This window comes from Nesterenkonia sp. Act20 (genome assembly GCF_019173455.1).
In the GTDB taxonomy this organism is placed as follows: Bacteria; Actinomycetota; Actinomycetes; order Actinomycetales; family Micrococcaceae; genus Nesterenkonia.
In genome coordinates, this window is record NZ_JADPQH010000001.1 from 1,495,524 (window position 1) to 1,510,600 (window position 15,077).

At 66.3% G+C, this 15,077-nt stretch carries 14 protein-coding genes; 9 read left to right on the forward strand and 5 right to left on the reverse strand.

The annotated features are described in order from the left end of the window. Positions 1-75: 75 nt before the first annotated feature. Positions 76-1,449 carry an MFS transporter gene (locus tag IY716_RS06880; RefSeq protein ID WP_218220802.1) on the forward strand — a complete coding sequence of 458 codons (1,374 nt, stop codon included), beginning with the start codon at positions 76-78 and terminating at the stop codon, positions 1,447-1,449. A gap of 101 nt (positions 1,450-1,550) precedes the next feature. Here IY716_RS06880 and dcd read toward each other — a convergent pair whose 3' ends face one another. Then, positions 1,551-2,129 carry a dCTP deaminase gene (gene dcd, locus IY716_RS06885; RefSeq protein WP_192591405.1) on the reverse strand — a complete coding sequence of 193 codons (579 nt, stop codon included), beginning with the start codon at positions 2,127-2,129 and terminating at the stop codon, positions 1,551-1,553. A 102-nt stretch (positions 2,130-2,231) separates the two neighbouring features. On the opposite strand from dcd, the gene IY716_RS06890 reads away from it, so the two are divergent. The 8 genes from IY716_RS06890 (at position 2,232) to IY716_RS06925 (ending at position 10,644) form a co-directional block, all read left to right on the forward strand. Beyond that, on the forward strand, positions 2,232-2,693 hold the full coding sequence (locus tag IY716_RS06890) for an SseB family protein (RefSeq protein ID WP_218220803.1): 462 nt from the start codon (positions 2,232-2,234) through the stop codon (positions 2,691-2,693). 120 nt (positions 2,694-2,813) lie between these two features. Then, positions 2,814-3,776 (forward strand): AEC family transporter, encoded by a 963-nt coding sequence (locus tag IY716_RS06895; RefSeq protein WP_218220804.1) that lies wholly within the window; start codon positions 2,814-2,816, stop codon positions 3,774-3,776. A gap of 45 nt (positions 3,777-3,821) precedes the next feature. Beyond that, the gene (locus tag IY716_RS06900; protein ID WP_218220805.1) at positions 3,822-4,898 is read left to right on the forward strand and encodes a hypothetical protein; all 1,077 of its coding nucleotides are present in this window, start codon (positions 3,822-3,824) and stop codon (positions 4,896-4,898) included. A 25-nt stretch (positions 4,899-4,923) separates the two neighbouring features. After that, positions 4,924-7,491 (forward strand): HAD-IC family P-type ATPase, encoded by a 2,568-nt coding sequence (locus tag IY716_RS06905; protein ID WP_218220808.1) that lies wholly within the window; start codon positions 4,924-4,926, stop codon positions 7,489-7,491. A 58-nt stretch (positions 7,492-7,549) separates the two neighbouring features. Next, positions 7,550-7,972 (forward strand): aspartate 1-decarboxylase, encoded by a 423-nt coding sequence (gene panD / locus IY716_RS06910; RefSeq protein WP_218220809.1) that lies wholly within the window; start codon positions 7,550-7,552, stop codon positions 7,970-7,972. A gap of 140 nt (positions 7,973-8,112) precedes the next feature. Beyond that, positions 8,113-8,523 carry a hypothetical protein gene (locus tag IY716_RS06915; RefSeq protein WP_218220810.1) on the forward strand — a complete coding sequence of 137 codons (411 nt, stop codon included), beginning with the start codon at positions 8,113-8,115 and terminating at the stop codon, positions 8,521-8,523. 95 nt (positions 8,524-8,618) lie between these two features. Further along, a complete protein-coding gene (locus tag IY716_RS06920) occupies positions 8,619-9,524 on the forward strand; it encodes a hypothetical protein (RefSeq protein ID WP_218220811.1) in 906 nt (301 codons plus the stop codon). Further along, entirely contained in the window at positions 9,511-10,644 is a 1,134-nt protein-coding gene (locus IY716_RS06925) for a hypothetical protein (RefSeq protein WP_218220814.1), read from the forward strand. Before IY716_RS06920 ends, IY716_RS06925 begins: the two co-directional genes overlap by 14 nt. 30 nt (positions 10,645-10,674) lie before the next feature. Here IY716_RS06925 and IY716_RS06930 read toward each other — a convergent pair whose 3' ends face one another. The 4 genes from IY716_RS06930 to IY716_RS06945 are packed head-to-tail and all read right to left on the reverse strand — an operon-like array spanning position 10,675 to position 14,988. Then, on the reverse strand, positions 10,675-12,039 hold the full coding sequence (locus tag IY716_RS06930; protein WP_218220815.1) for an LLM class flavin-dependent oxidoreductase: 1,365 nt from the start codon (positions 12,037-12,039) through the stop codon (positions 10,675-10,677). Then, positions 12,036-13,220, reverse strand: a complete 1,185-nt coding sequence (locus tag IY716_RS06935; RefSeq protein WP_218220817.1) for an acyl-CoA dehydrogenase family protein — start codon at positions 13,218-13,220, stop codon at positions 12,036-12,038. Before IY716_RS06935 ends, IY716_RS06930 begins: the two co-directional genes overlap by 4 nt. After that, complete coding sequence (locus tag IY716_RS06940) at positions 13,217-14,119, reverse strand: MetQ/NlpA family ABC transporter substrate-binding protein (protein WP_218220818.1); 903 nt, start codon at positions 14,117-14,119, stop codon at positions 13,217-13,219. Before IY716_RS06940 ends, IY716_RS06935 begins: the two co-directional genes overlap by 4 nt. After that, positions 14,116-14,988: a MetQ/NlpA family ABC transporter substrate-binding protein gene (locus IY716_RS06945; protein WP_218220819.1), complete on the reverse strand. Its 873-nt coding sequence runs from the start codon at positions 14,986-14,988 to the stop codon at positions 14,116-14,118. The genes IY716_RS06940 and IY716_RS06945 overlap by 4 nt, the downstream gene beginning before the upstream one ends. Positions 14,989-15,077: the final 89 nt, after the last annotated feature.

The following is a 15,077-nucleotide window of genomic DNA, read 5'->3' on the forward strand; positions in this document are numbered from 1 at the left end:
AACTGCGAGTTCCTGAGACCAGGGTCAGCGGCGGCAATCCCCTCAATGTTAACAAACCAGCGTTACTATGCGGCAATGACCAGCACCGAGTCCGCTCAGGCACCAGCTCCTGTCCCGCTGAAGAAGCGGCTCATCGCCATCTGGAGCCTGTGGAGCTGGGGCAATGCGACCGTCAGCGCGGTGATGGTGACCTTCGTCTTCGGCACCTACATCGCCGACGCCGTCGGGCCTGGCGGGCAGGGCACCCAGTATCTGACCACCGCCAACACCATCGCGGGACTCATCATCGCGCTGACCGCCCCGGTGATCGGACAGCGCGCCGACAACGGCGGACGACGACGACGCTGGCTCGTCATCAACACGATGATCGTCATCGCGCTGGTGGCCGCCTGCTTCTTCGTGAAGCCAGACCAGGCTTATCTCGTGCTCGGTGTCACGCTGATGGCCACGATGACTCTCTTCGATGAGTTCGCGAACCTGAACTACAACTCGATGATCACCGATATCTCGGATTCTGAACGGATGGGCCGTGTCTCTGGCATCGGCTGGGGCTCTGGGTATCTCGGCGGCATCGTGATCCTGGCCATCGTCTACTTCGGCCTGGTGGCCGGGGAGCCGCCGCACATGTTCGGACTCGGCGAGGACGAGATGGTCAACGTCCGGGCGGTGGCACTCGTGGCCGCCGCATGGTTCCTGATCTTTTCGCTCCCGCTGCTGCTCACCCCGATGAAGACGGCGGACCAGCGTGTGGTGGAGGAGAAGGTGAGCATCCTGGAGTCCTACCGCCGGCTCATCGGGCTGGTGATAGGACTCTGGGCCGAGGACCGCAACACCTTCTGGTTCCTGGTCTCCTCGGCGATCTACCGCGACGGCCTCTCCGCCGTCTTCACCTATGGCGCGATCCTCGGCGTCACGGTCTTCGGGTTCACCACCTCAGACATCCTGCTCTTCGGCATCGCCGGCAATGTGGCCGCCGCCGCCGGAGCGTTCATCGGCGGGTGGTTCGATGACCGGGTGGGCCCACGTCGAGTGATCGCCACCTGTGTCACCGCGCTGATCATCACGGCGGCCATCCTGTACTTCCTCGATGTGCAGCGCAGCATCGGACCGCTCGTGCTCACACCGCAGACGGCGTTCTGGATCTTCGGACTTCTGCTGTGCGTCTTCGTCGGACCCGCACAGTCCTCCTCTCGGGCGTTCCTGGCCAGGCTCGCTCCCCCGAGCCGGGCCGGGGAGCTGTTCGGCCTCTACGCCACTGCTGGTCGCAGCGTGTCCTTCCTGACCCCGGGACTGATCGCGCTGCTGCTGTTCACCGCAGGCGGGGACGACAAGGCCATCATCATCGGCGTGGTGGTGATCCTCACCGCCGGCCTGGCCACCCTGGCGCTCGTGCACAACCCGACCGGGCCGGCGAAGATGCGGGAGCATCGGATCCTGCGCGGCAGCTGAGGCCGGTGGCCATGAGCCCCGGCTGTCGCCGGCCTCCGCCTGACTCCGACCCAGCCCTGGATCCGACCTAGGCCTGGATCCGACTCCAGCCTCGCTCCGGCCTACTCGACGCGGGTGCGGTGGAAGTTCGCGTGGCTGCGTGAGGCCGTGGGACCACGCTGGCCCTGATACCGGGACTGATGAGCTCCCGCGCCGTAGGAATGCTCGGCCGGTGAGGTCAGGCGGAAGAAGCAGAGCTGCCCGATCTTCGATCCGGGCCACAGCTTGATCGGCAGCGTGGCCATGTTCGACAGCTCCAGGGTGACCTGGCCCGAGAACCCCGGGTCGATGAAGCCGGCGGTGGAGTGGGTCAACAGGCCCAGACGCCCCAGTGAGCTCTTCCCCTCCAGTCGAGCCGCGACGTCGTCCGGGAGGGTGACCGTCTCGTAGGTCGCACCCAGCACGAACTCTCCCGGGTGCAGGATGAAGGGCTCATCAGGATCCACCTCCACCAGTCGGGTCAGATCCGGCTGATCCAGGGAGGGGTCGATATGAGCGTATTTGTGGTTGTCGAAGAGTCGGAACATGCGCTCCAGGCGCACGTCCACGCTCGAGGGCTGGATCATCGAACGGTCCAGCGGGTCCAACTTGATCCGCTCGGCGTCGATCTCGGCTCGGATGTCTCGATCAGATAGCAGCACCCGCTCAAAATACCGCACCCGGGCGTCATGGCGGCCCTCCGGGCGCTGCGGTGCAGGCCAGCCCGCATTGCATTCTGCGCGCGTCCATGATCGCGTAGAGGTATGACTGAGACCCCGAATACCCAGCCAGAGCACACTCCCCAGCAGGACACCGAAACCGTGGGCTCCGCGGCCACGCTCGAGCAGATCCTGATCGAGGGCAAGGACGGCAAGGCGCAGGCCGGTGAGATCATCCGCACCTTCCTGACCAGCAGCGTCTACTTCCTCAGTCCAGAGGAGGTCACCGACGAGACCGGATCGGTGAACCCGCTCACGCTGCAGGACAACGAGGGAAACCCGCTGATCGCGCTCTTCAGCACCAGCGAGAACATCCCCGAGGACTATAAGGAGCACGCACCGCACGCGGTCGAGGCTCCGGGCGTGGCCGTCGTGCAGTCCATCACCGGTGCCGGCATCATGATCGACGCCGGCCAGGAGCACGGCTTCCAGATCTCCGCCGAGGGCGTGGAGCGCATCCGCACCGATTTCATCAGCCCCGCAGAGGACGCTGAAGCACAGCAGTGAGCTGACGTGCTCGCGGCCGAGCAGCGACGAGCACGTCTCCACGACTCCCCAGGACCGCCCCTGAACTCCCCCGGCTAGAGTGAGCAGCTGAATCTACGCTGCTACGCCGAGGGGAGAGACATGGGGGCGGTCCTGTCTGGTTTCCTGGTCATCTGGCTGATCATCGGGGCCGGCTGGGTCATCGGACGCTTCGGCGTACTGGGCTCGGACGCGCGGGTGGTGCTCAGCCGCGTCGCGTTCTTCGTCGCCTCGCCCTGCCTGCTGTTCGTCACCATCTCGGACTCGTCGATGAGCCAGGTGCTGGGCCCGCAGTTCGTCATCGCCGGCCTCGGCGCCCTCACGACTCTGGGCGTGTACATCCTGCTGGGTCGCCTGGTGCTGCTCAAAGGCCGAAGCGGCTCCGATCTGATGATCGGCGGCATGAGCGGCTCGCTGGTCAATGCCGCGAACCTCGGCTTCCCCATCGCTGCCTACGTGCTGGGAGACATCGCCCTGGCAGCGCCGATCATCATGTTCCAGCTCGCGGTCTATACTCCGATCTACGTCACCGCCCTGGACCTGCTCGGCAGGGACCAGGGTGGCTCTTCCCGGGTGCGCCCGCATCCGCGGACCTCCACCCTGCGCAGCCTCGCGCAGTCGGCGGTCAACCCGATGATCCTCGGAGCTCTGCTGGGCCTGATCTTCTCCTGGCAGGACTGGCACTTCCCAGGACCGGTCCAGGAATCCATCGAGCTCGTCGCGGGGGCCTCCATCCCGCTCATGCTGCTGGCGTTCGGACTGGCCCTGGTCGGCAGCCACCCGCTGGACAAACAAGCCGACCGACGTCGTGACGTGCTTCTGGCCACCGGACTGAAGCTGATCCTGCATCCATTGCTGGCGTGGCTGCTGGCCGACGTCCTCTTCGGCCTCGACGGTCCAGAGGTGCTGGCCGCCGTCGTGCTCGCTGCGCTTCCCAGCGCACAGAACGTGCTGATCGCCGCCGTGCGCTACCAGGCCGGGGAGGTCATCGCGCGCGACACTGTGCTGCTGACCACCATCGCGGCGATCCCCGTCGTGGTGCTCGTCGCTGTGGTGTTGGGCTGAGCTGCGCGGTCATCGCCTCGCCGGGTCATTGCTAGGCTGGCCCCTATGTCGCAGGCCCCTCCCCCACCTCCGAAGAACGACTCGGAGCAGTCGCCGCACGCCTCTCGCGTGGTCCTCTTCGCCTGGGTGGCCGCGCTGATCATGGCGCTGGCGGCCGGCGGTGCGGCCATCTGGCAGGTGAGCGAGAAGATCTACACGCCTGGCCACACCGCCCAGGAATACTGGGAGTCGATCAGCCGCGGAAGCGGCTCCGAGGCGCTTGGGTTCTTCGACGCCGAGGGCCTGGACACCGCCGGCGAGGAGAACGTGGACAGCGTCCTGCTCGACGGCTCCCCGCTTCAGGCCAGCAGCACCGCGATCGAGAATCCTCGCTTCGGGGAGGACCCCGACGGTGGAGGCGATGCCGTCATGCAGTTCGCGGTGGAGGGCGAGAACTATGAGACGCGACTGCCGATGGAGTCGCATGAGTCCACCTTGGCCGTCTTCAAGAACTGGGAGCTGACCTCCGGGGCGATGAGCCAGCTGCAGATCGACGTGCCGGGCGCCGCGGCGGGCGGCATCGCGCAGATCGACGTGAACGGAGAGCCGGTCAACCTCGTCGACGACGCCGCCACGCTTCGCTCTTACGTCCCCGCCGTCGTCGAGATCGCAGTGGACAGCGAATGGCTCGTGGGCACCGCCCGCTATGTGGTGGTCCAGGATGCCGGTGCGCAGGGGGAGACGCAGGCGCACCAGATCACGCTCGACCTGAGAGCCTCCGAGGCGGCCGAGGAGGTCCTGCACGAGGAGGTCGAGGAGTACCTCGCCAGCTGCGCCGACCAGCAGGTGCTGATGCCGGCGGGCTGCCCGATGGGGATCAACACGCCGAACCAGGTGGTCACGGAGTCGATCAGCTGGCAGATGCCGGAACCTGAGGAGCTCTCCCTGGGCTTCGACGAGGACGGCTGGGAGACCTCTGAGACCGAGATGGAAGCCACGATCAACTTCGACTCCCGGCATTTCCATGACGGCGAGAGCCTCGAGGAGAGTCACGAGGTCGGATTCGACCTGGACGTGGAGGTCGGCGCGAGCGGCGAGGAGCTCATCGTCTCGGTGACCGGCGCGGAGCCGCCGGAACTCTAGAGGCCGGACGGTAGACTCTGGCCCTGTGGCTGCCCAGAGGACTGAGATCCGCGACCCCGCGGAAACCCGGTCCGCAGTGGACCCCGCAACTCTTGAATCGGAAGGCCTGAACTCGGTCCAGGTCTTGGAACGTCACCGGCTCGGCCTGGCGAACGTGCAGCCCCGCACGACCTCCCGATCACTCACCGAGATCCTGCGCACACACCTGATGACGTTGTTCAACCTCATCATCGGCATCTGCGCGCTGGCCATCATCGTGCTGGGCCGGTGGCTGGATCTGCTCTTCGCCATCGCCGCTGTGGCCAACGTGATCATCGGGCTGTTCCAGGAATACAGCGCCAAGCGCAAGCTGGACGCCATCGCGCTGCTGCATCAGGACAGCGTCCGTGCGCTGCGGGACGGGATGCTGCTCGAGATCCACCGCGAACAGATCGTCCTAGATGACGTCATCGAGCTGCACCGCGGCGATGAGGTCCCGGCCGATGGCACCGTGCTCAGCGCCGCGGGCCTGGACGTGGACGAGTCCATGCTCACCGGAGAATCCGATGCGGTGCCGAAGCGCCGTGACGAGCAGCTGCTCTCCGGCACCGCCGTGGTGGCGGGTTCGGGACGGTTCCGGGTCACCGCCGTCGGAGAGCGCGCCCATGCCGTCAAGCTCGCCACCGAGGCGAAGCGCTACCAGAAGATCAACTCGGAGCTGCGCCGCGCGCTCGAGAAGATCGCGTTCTGGCTCTCCCTCGTCCTGCTGCCGATCGTGGCCGTGGTCCTCAACGGACAGATGCAGGCCTTCGGCGGATGGAACGCCGCCTGGGTCTCCGGGCAGTGGCGCGACGCCGTGGTCACGGCGGTCTCCTCCGTGACGGCGATGATCCCGCAGGGCCTGGCGCTGATGACCACGATCGCCTTCGCCGTGGCCGCGGTGAAGCTCTCCAGGCAGAACGTGTTGATCCAGGAACAGCCCGCAGTGGAGATCCTCGCCCGTGTGGACGTGGTCTGTCTGGACAAGACCGGCACACTGACAGATGGCACCATCGCGTTTCACCGGGCGACGCCGCTGACGTCTCGTGGGCGCCCCGCGGCGAGGGATCGGGGCCCGGACTCCACTGCGCTGGAGGGAACCGATGGATGGGAACAGGCGCTGGCGTTCTTCGGCGCCGACGAGCACGCGAACCCCACTGCCGCCGCACTGCGAGCCCCCTATGGGGCGCTGCCCAGGCATCGGGCCGCCAGCCAGGTCCAGTTCTCCTCGGCCCGCCGGTGGTCGGCGGTGACCTTCGCCGAGGACGCCGGCGCGGTGGTGGGACACTGGGTGCTCGGGGCTCCCGAGATGCTGCGTCAGGATGCGGTGGCCTCAGGCGTAGAGGTCGAAGCGCTGCTGCGCCGCACGGACGACCTCTCCAGCCGCGGCCTGCGGACCATGCTGCTCACCCATGCCCCGCTGGACGGGCCGATCGTCCCTGGTGGCACCGGGCCATTGGGCCGCGGAGAGCACCTCCCGCAGGACATGTCGCCGGTGGCGCTGCTGACGTTCAAGGAGAACGTCCGGCCCGAAGCCCGCGCCACCCTGGAGTACTTCCGCGAGCAGAACGTGGCGCTGAAGGTGATCTCCGGAGACTCGCCCAAGACCGCCGCGGCAGTCGCCCGGGAAGTGGGCATGGCGGTGGAGGGCGATGCAGTGGACGCGTCCACGCTTCCCAGCGACGGTGCTGCGTTGCGCGAGGTCTTGGAGCGCCACTCCGTATTCGGACGGGTCTCCCCCGAGCAGAAGCGGATGATGGTCGAGACGTTGAAGTCCGCAGGACACGTGGTGGCGATGACCGGGGACGGCGTCAATGACGCGCTCGCCATGAAGAAGGCTGACCTTGGAATCGCGATGGGCGACGGCGCCCCGGCCACCAAGGCGGTGTCCCGCATGGTGCTGTTGGACGGCCGCTTCGACCGGCTGCCCTCCGTGCTTGCCGAGGGACGCAAGGTGATCGCCAACACCGAGCGGGTGGCGCACCTGTTCCTGTCCAAGACGGCCTACGCCATCCTGCTGGGCCTGCTGTACGGCCTGTTGTTCTGGGAGTTCCCCTTCCTCCCGCGCCAATTCTCCACGGTGGACTTCCTGATGCTCGGCTGCCCGGCCTTCTTCCTGGCGTTGATGCCTAATACCAGGCTGTATCGACCAGGGTTCCTGCGCCGATCGGTGGTCTTCGCGATCCCCACCGCGCTGGCGATCGTGCTGAGCGTGATCACCGTGAGCGCGTTCGGACGCTACCTGACCGAGCCCGCTGCAGCGATCCAGACTGCCGCGACGCTGTGTCTGACAGCAGTGGGACTCTGGGTGCTCAATGTGGCGCTGCGCCCGCTGACCCCGCTGCGAGTGACCCTCATCGGCTGCATGTACCTGCTCCTGGCCGCGGTGCTGCTCGTCCCGATCTCCCAGCAGTACCACCTGTTCGCGATGCCCTCTGCCGAACTGCTGAGCGCCACGGTGGTCTCCATCATCATGGGCTGTGGATTGGTCGAGGTCGGAAGCCGGGCCACCAAAGCGCTGGCCCAGCGCCGTGGCGGCCCCGGGAATTCCCGTGCGCGGGTCAACGCTGAATAATGGGGAACCTGTTCATCCATCCCGGCGCTTCGCCGGCTTCGTCGAAAGTGAGCCTTTCATGCTGAGGACCGTCATGGGCGGAAAGATCCACCGCGCCACGGTCACCCACGCGGATCTGCACTATGTGGGTTCGGTCACCGTGGACTCCGACCTCCTGGAGGCTGCCGGAATCATCGAGGGCGAGAAGGTGCAGGTCGTCGACATCACCAACGGTGCGCGGATCGAGACCTACACCATCGCCGGACCGCGGGGAACCGGTGTCATCGGCATCAACGGCGCCGCCGCCCATCTCGTGCGCCCAGACGACCTGGTCATCCTGATCTCTTATGTGATGCTCGACGCAGCAGAGCTGGTCGCGCACCAGCCCCAGGTCGTCCACGTGGATGGGCAGAATCGGATCGTGCAGGTCGGCAATGATCCGGCTGAGCCCGTGCCGGGAGCCACTGATCAGCTCAATCCGCGGACCGCGGTGCTGCACTGAGCTGTTCATCCGGAGCGGAACTGGGCCTTATCAGGGGTCTTCGGCGGTCATGGCCGTGACAGACACCCGTTGTTCCGGCTAGGTTCGATTCAGTCACGCAGTACAGACGCACCACAGTCATCGGCAGAACGGAGTTGATCATGAAACTGTTCACATTGGGCACAGGCATCGCCATCGGCTACCTCATCGGCAGCAAGCGAGGCAGGGCAGAATTTGAGCGCACGCTCAGCACCGTGAGGAAGAACGCCGCCGAGAAGTGGAAGGATCCCAAGGTCCAGGAGCAGGTCTCCAAGGCCGAGGACACCGCCAAGAAATACGCCTCCGAGGCCGCCGGGTCCGTGAAGAAGCGTGCCGAAGACGCCAAGGGCCCCGTTGCTGACGCCACGGTCGGTGCGGCGGCCCGGGTCGAAGAGGCTGCCAAGAAGTCGGGCTCCTCCTCCACCGGATCATCCTCCGGGTCGAACTCCGGGTCGAACTCCGGGTCCAGCTCCAGCTCGACGGCGAGCAGCACACGCTCGAACTCGAACAACGGCTCCAGCTCCAGCAGCTGAGACTGACAGCCTGAGCGCTGAACCGTTGAGCTGGCCGTGGTGCCCGCCCGCCGTGAGTGGGGCAGGCACCACGGCCAACCTATATCCTGAGAGCTATGCCGCCTGAGACCATCGACGCACGAATGATCATCGACACCCTCGCGAACCGTTCGATGAACGCGTGCACCGAGGTGCCGCGCCACGACCAGCTCATCCGTCTGGCGCTGCGCCGGCGTCGCGTGGAGCTGCGCCCCGTCGGTGAACGCAGCCTGGTCTTCGTCTTCGGCGGCGTGGTGGTCGGCGGTATGGACGCCACCGTGACCACGCTGGTCAGCGCCCACGCACGACGCATCACCGCTGATCGGAACCTGCTGCGGAGGCACCTGGAGATCCAGGAGATCCCCGTGGAGCCGCAGACTGCCGAGGCCGCGCCTGAGCCGCAGATGATCGGGGAAGCGCCGTCCGCGCCCGGCGAGAGCTCGCAGATCTCGCCGCGTCCCGCGAACAGCGTCCGCGTCTTCGTCGTCGGGGATCGCGTCTGCGCCGCGCTGCTGCGAGTGCCTGCCGTGGTCCTCGGCGACGGAACGTCAACCCTGCGTGAGCTCCGGGAGAAGGACGCCGAGGCCCGTGGTCGGCATGCCCTGCTGGCTTCCCCCCTGGAGTGGGAGCCGACGACGCAGGCAACGGGATCCGGTGAGGACACGCGGGTCCCGACCGCGAAGGAGCCGGTGTTCCTCGGTGAGTCCCCGGAGGTGTCTGCCGGAGGCGTGCACATCGATCTCACCGCCGAGTTCCCCGAGGCATTGCAGGAACTTGCCGTCGAGGCCGTGGCCGCGGTCCCCGGACTGAATGCCGCCGCCGTCGATCTGGAAGTCGACGACATCGAGACTGCCGAGGGTGCGTTCGTCCGGGCGGTGCTGCCCGAGGCCGATATCAGCCCCGCCCACTACCCCGCGTATGGGGACTCCCATGACGTCGCGGGAGCCATCGCTGAGGAGATTCTGCTTCGTGCATCCCGATAATCACAGCGCCACGGCCGTCAGCGAGACCGCGCCCCCGGCACCGCCTGTCCGGCCCGCCCTGGAACGCAGCGCCGCCCCCAGCGCGCTCGAGAGATTCATCGCCGAGCATCTGGAGCCCGCGTTCGAGGAGCTGCACCGCTGGCAGAACATCATGGACCATGAGATGCTGCTGCACCGCGCCGCCCGGCGCAAGAAGATGACGATCACCAAGATCAATGACTCCAATGTCCTCTTCTTCCTCTCCGGCATGGTCGTCGGGGGGATGGACACAGTGGTGACCTCTCTGGTCAGTCATCAGGCACGCCGGGTCTCTGCCTCCAAGGCCATGACGAAGAAGTACCTTCAGGCGGCGGAGGTCCCGACGCCCAGGGGTCGGGCGATCAACCCCACCGAGTTCACCCGCGCGGTGCAGCACCTGAAGAAGTCCGACGGGCCCGTCACAGTCAAACCCTCCGCCGGGCGCGCTGGCCGGGGCATCACCACAAACATCACCACGCGGGAGCAGCTGCGCCAGGCCTGGACCTCCGCGATGGCGGCCCGTTCGGCCACCTCCAGCGCCCGTTACGTGATCATGGTGGAGGAACACCGCCCCGGCCTGGACATCCGCGCCTACGTGGTCGGCGAGACGGTGGTCGGCGCCGTCGCCCGCATCCCGTTCTACGTCATCGGTGATGGTGTGCGAACGGTCGCTGAACTGGCCGCCGCGGAGATCCAGCGCCGGCAGGCCAATGCCTATCTTGCGACGCGACAGCCGCGCGTCACGGACACCTTCCTGGCGCCGATGGGAATCACGACCGAGACGGTCCCTGCGCACGGAGCCCTGCAGCTGCTGACGCCGACGGCGGACACCGCCCGCGGCGGAGGACTCGCCGTCGATGTCCTGGACCTGCTCAGCGACGAGCTCAAGGATCTCGCGGTAGACGGGCTGTTGGCGGTGCCCGGGCTCGGTGCCGCTGCGGTGGACATGTTGGCACCGGAGCTGGGGTCGGCTGCGGAGGCCGTGGTGCTGGACGTGAATCCCTATGCGAACCTCATGCAGTTCCACTACCCCGCCTATGGCACCGCGCGCCGGATCAACGATCCGATCCTCGACCAGCTGCTGCACCGCGCTTCGCGCTGACCTGACCTCAGCTCGCGTCAATCTCGCCGGTCAGGGCGCAGGGCGCGCAAGACGACGCGCAGGGTGATCCGGCCGCAGGTGTGGGCCTTCCTGGAGCAGAGACTCACGCAGGGTCACCGGGTGATCAGGGCTCTCTGGGAGCAGGCCGCGCCGCCGCAGCTCTGGCGTGACGAACTCTTCGAAGCGTTCGAAGTCGGCCGGGCGCACCGCTGCTGAGATGTTGAACCCATCGACACCGGAGATCTTCTTGAACCGGACGAGCTCGTCCACCACCTGGCGGGGATCTCCGACGATCAGGGGCCCGCGGCCGCCGATGGAGACGAACTCGGCCACGTCCCGCACGGTCCAGCGCTTGCTGGGGTCCCGGGTGAACATCGCCAACGCTGATTGGTTTGCCTCCGTCTGCACATCAGCGATCACGTCCTCCTCGTCGAGATCCGAGAGGTCCACGCCGGTCCAGCCCCCGAAGAGGGTCAACGCCGAGGCCGTGTCCACATACTGGCGATACTCCTCAAGCCGAGCCTGAGCCAGTGCCTCGGTCTCCGCGACGATGATGGTGGCCATGGCGAAGAACTTCACCGATTCAGGATCCCGCTGCGCTTGCAGCAGCGCGGCGCGCGTATCGGTGACCTGCCGAGCCAGTCGCTCCGGTGAGGAGCTGATCACGAAGATGGCCTCCCCATGGTCCACGGCGAACTGCTGTCCGCGCGCCGAGGATCCGGCCTGAAAGAGCAGCGGAGTGCGCTGCGGTCCTGGATGCGTGAGCATCTCCCCGGGGACGGTGAACCACCGGCCCTGGTGAACGATCGGGTGGACCCGCTCGGGGTCGACAAAGACTCCCGTGGACTTGTCCGCGAGGACGGCGCCGTCGTCGATGGAGTGCTCGAAGAGCTTGTACATGACCTCCAGGTACTCATCGGCGCGGTCGTAGCGCTCATCGTGAGGAATCTGTTCGGTCAGACCGAGGTTGCGTGCGGCCGAGTCCTGGTAGCTGGTGACGATGTTCCAGGCGATGCGGCCCCCTGTGAGGTGGTCCAGGGTGGCGAAACGCCGGGCGAGCGCGTATGGAGCCTCGTAGGTGACCGAGGCGGTCAGGCCGAAGCCCAGGTGGGTGGTGGCCGCGGCCAGGGCGGGCACGATCACCTGGGGGTCAAGCAGCGGGTACTGCACTCCCCCACGCGCTGCGGCTTCGGCGGTGCCGCCATAGACGTCGTAGACACCGGGAATGTCCGCGAGGAACAAGCAGGAGAAGCCGGCCCGCTCCACGGTCTGCGAGAGTTCGGTCCAGTAGTGCAGCGTGTCGAACTCCTCGACTCGCGATTCCGGGTGCCGCCAGAGGCCTGGCGACTGGTGGACCGGCACCAGCATGTCGAAGGCGTTGAAATAGATCGTCATCGTTTCTCCTTGGCTTCGCCGATGGCGTTGAGCCCTTCCGGCAGGATTCCGTTGATCTCATAGTCACCGAGGGACCGAGCCCGGAAGACGATGGGGTTATGGGTGGCGATGGTCTGCGCATTCCGCCAGTGTCGGTCCAGCGCCTTGGTCCGCGCCGTGGCAGAGGCGCCCACCGTCTGGAAGAGTTCGGAGGTCACCGCGAGCACCAGCTCCGGCACGGTGACCTGCGCCTTCTCGACGGCGATCTCGGCCTGATGGGGCTGCGCTGCTTCGGTGCTCGGCGCCAGCGCGTGGTCGAGCACTCGTGCGGCTGCCAGAACGGCGGACTCGGCCACGAACGTCTTCGAGGACATGGTGCCGATCCTCTGCTGGATGAGCGGGTCCTGGCTGAAGGGCAGGCCCGAGGCTGAGGTGTTGAACGTCCGGGTCCGCCGAGCCAGTGTGGCCGTGGCGTCACTCAGCGCAGATCTGGCGATCCCCACCTGCACGGCAAGCAGGTACAGCTGGAAGAACGCCGCCTCGTGCACTGATTCGGCGTCTCCCGGCCGCCGCTCGAGCACGGCGATGTCCTCCACCGCCACGGCATCGAGCACCGTGGTGCCGGTGCCGGTCAGCTTCTGTCCGAAGCCGTCCCAGTCATCCATCAGCGTGACCCCGGCGGCATCGGTGGGGACGACGGCGAAGCGCCGACCCTCGCGCTCTTGGGCCTGCGCCGCCGAGACCCGGGTGTAGTCGGAGAAGATCGTGCCGGTGGAGTAGTACTTCTGCCCGTTCAGCACCTGGTGGCCGGAGTCATCGGTGTGCAGGGTGGTGTTCAGACTGCCCAGCGCGTTGCCGCCCTTCTCGGTGGAGGCATTTCCTATCGTCGCGCCCTCGAGCACTCGTGAGTACCAGGTCTTCCTGATCTCTGCGGGTTGGAACCGCAGGGATTCCACGAAGCCGAAATGGCCTCGGTAGAGGTGGGCGATGTTCGAGTCGGCTTCTGCGAGGGCGATGACCTCGCCGATGAGCTCCTCGACGCTGAGTCCTGGTCCGCCGAATTCGACGGGAACGCGCAGCGCGCCGAACCGTACCTCGTCGAGCCAGCCCACCTGTTCGAAGGGCAGCGTGCGCTCCAGCTCGCGCTGCACTGCACCTGCTCGAATCTCTGTCAGCAGCTGCGCTGAAAGTCCTGCGCTCATGCGCTGTTCACCTGCTCCCAGGCCTGGTCGATGTCGCGGTCGAAGGCCGGGGTCAGCAGGCCGTCCAGATACTCTCCGTACCACTCGCGCACCTCGTCCGAGTGGTAGGCGGACTTCAGCGCCTCATACCGCTCCGGCTGTTCCTCCCGGAACCCGGGCCTGGCACACACTGCCAGCGCGAAGGGCAGCGCCTCCTCGGGGGATTCCATGATGAGGACCTCATCAGGCAGCACGTCGATCTCAGCAAGCAGACGCGCAAAGCCGAAGACGGCGTCGACGTCGGAATAGATCTGCCCCACGGACTGCTGGTCGACCTCGATGAACTCGAAGTTCTTCGGATTCGCGGTGATGTCCTGGACGCTGAGTGCGGCCACATGTTTGGATTCATCGATCTCGATCAGTCCCGCCCGCGCCAGCAGGCGAATCCCTCGGCCGTTGTTCGCCGTGTCCACCGGAAGCGCGATCTGCGCGCCCTCGGGGATCTCGTCCAACGAGTCATATTGCTGCGAGTAGATTCCCGAGGGTTGTTCGAACATGAAGAAGATGGGTTCGATGTCCAGATCATTGTCCTCGTTGAACTGGCGGAGATAACTGATGTTCTGGAAGAAGTTGACGTCATACTCGCCGTTGCTCACGGCGTGGTTGGGCTGGATGATGTCTGTGACGTAGGTGGCGTTGAAGTCCCAGCCCTGCTCCGTCAGGATCCGCTCGGCGATGCGAGTGGGCTCCTGGAAGGGGGCGTTCTCCGTCACGACGAGCCGCAGCGTGCGGTCCTCGGCGCGAGCGCCGAGGAGTCCGCAGCCTGAGGTGAGACTCCCGACGCCGAGCAGCACGGCCATGCCCAGTGAGCCGCTCAATACTCGACGCCGGGAGAGTGTGTGGGTGTCTGCGGAGCTCATGAGGTGAAGTCCTCCCAGATCTCCTCGTTGTTCTCCAGGGTGATGAAATCTGCGTAGTCGATGACGCCGCCCTGGTAGTCCTCGAACCACTGCTCGACCTCCTCGGACTGGAAGGCGTCCTGCAGCGCCTGGGCCTGCTCGTCGGTGACGCCGTCCGGTCCGACCGCCACCACGCAGGTGAAGGGGGTGCGGATCTCTTCGCGGCCGTCCTCGATGCTGAGCATGGTCTCGTCCACGTCGTAGTCGGCCTCGGCGATCAGCCGCACGAAGGCGAAGCTGGCGTCGACGTCGGGCAGCACCTGGGCTGCCGACTGCTGATCGGTCTCGACGAACTGGAAGTCCCGCGGATTGTCCGTGATGTCGTTCTGGGTGAGGTCGATGACCGAGACCGACTCGTCGATCTCGATCAGCCCTTCATCGGCGAGCAGCTGCAGCGCCCGGCCGTTGTTCGAGGGGTCCACCGGAAGATTGATCTCAGCGCCGTCGGGGAGGTCTTCGAGAGAGTCGTGTTCGAGGGAGAAGAGCCCCGCAGGCGCGTAGTACACCGAGAACAGCGGCTCCACGGCGGTGTCGTTGGATTCGTTGAAGTTGTTCAGATACGCCAGGTGCTGGAAGTAGTTGCCTTCGTACTCCCCCTGGTCCACCACCTGGTTCGGCTGGACGATGTCTGTCATATAGGTGATGTCGAGCTCGTAGCCCTGCTCCTCGAGCAGCTCGGCGGCGATCTCGGCCGGTTCCTGGAACGGGGCTGACTCGGTGACCACGATGCTGATCGTGGAATCGTCCTCGACGAACCCGCAGCCGGTCAGGCTCAGGGCGGCCACTGAGAGGGCTGCGCCGGTGAAGAGGAGTGGACGTCGAGCATTCATGAGGGTGCTGCTTTCTGTTGCTGGGCCTGCGGCCCGGGATCAGGACAGGGGAAAGTGCCACGGGCGACGTCGGAGGTCGGCCGCAGAGG

Coding starts and splice junctions, on each gene's coding strand:
- IY716_RS06880 (WP_218220802.1), top strand. CDS start 76: ATGACCAGCACCGAGTCCGCTCAGGCACCAGCTCCTGTCCCGCTGAAG.
- IY716_RS06890 (WP_218220803.1), top strand. CDS start 2,232: ATGACTGAGACCCCGAATACCCAGCCAGAGCACACTCCCCAGCAGGAC.
- IY716_RS06895 (WP_218220804.1), top strand. CDS start 2,814: ATGGGGGCGGTCCTGTCTGGTTTCCTGGTCATCTGGCTGATCATCGGG.
- IY716_RS06900 (WP_218220805.1), top strand. CDS start 3,822: ATGTCGCAGGCCCCTCCCCCACCTCCGAAGAACGACTCGGAGCAGTCG.
- panD (WP_218220809.1), top strand. CDS start 7,550: ATGCTGAGGACCGTCATGGGCGGAAAGATCCACCGCGCCACGGTCACC.
- IY716_RS06915 (WP_218220810.1), top strand. CDS start 8,113: ATGAAACTGTTCACATTGGGCACAGGCATCGCCATCGGCTACCTCATC.
- IY716_RS06920 (WP_218220811.1), top strand. CDS start 8,619: ATGCCGCCTGAGACCATCGACGCACGAATGATCATCGACACCCTCGCG.
- IY716_RS06930 (WP_218220815.1), bottom strand. CDS start 12,039: ATGACGATCTATTTCAACGCCTTCGACATGCTGGTGCCGGTCCACCAG.
- IY716_RS06935 (WP_218220817.1), bottom strand. CDS start 13,220: ATGAGCGCAGGACTTTCAGCGCAGCTGCTGACAGAGATTCGAGCAGGT.
- IY716_RS06940 (WP_218220818.1), bottom strand. CDS start 14,119: ATGAGCTCCGCAGACACCCACACACTCTCCCGGCGTCGAGTATTGAGC.
- IY716_RS06945 (WP_218220819.1), bottom strand. CDS start 14,988: ATGAATGCTCGACGTCCACTCCTCTTCACCGGCGCAGCCCTCTCAGTG.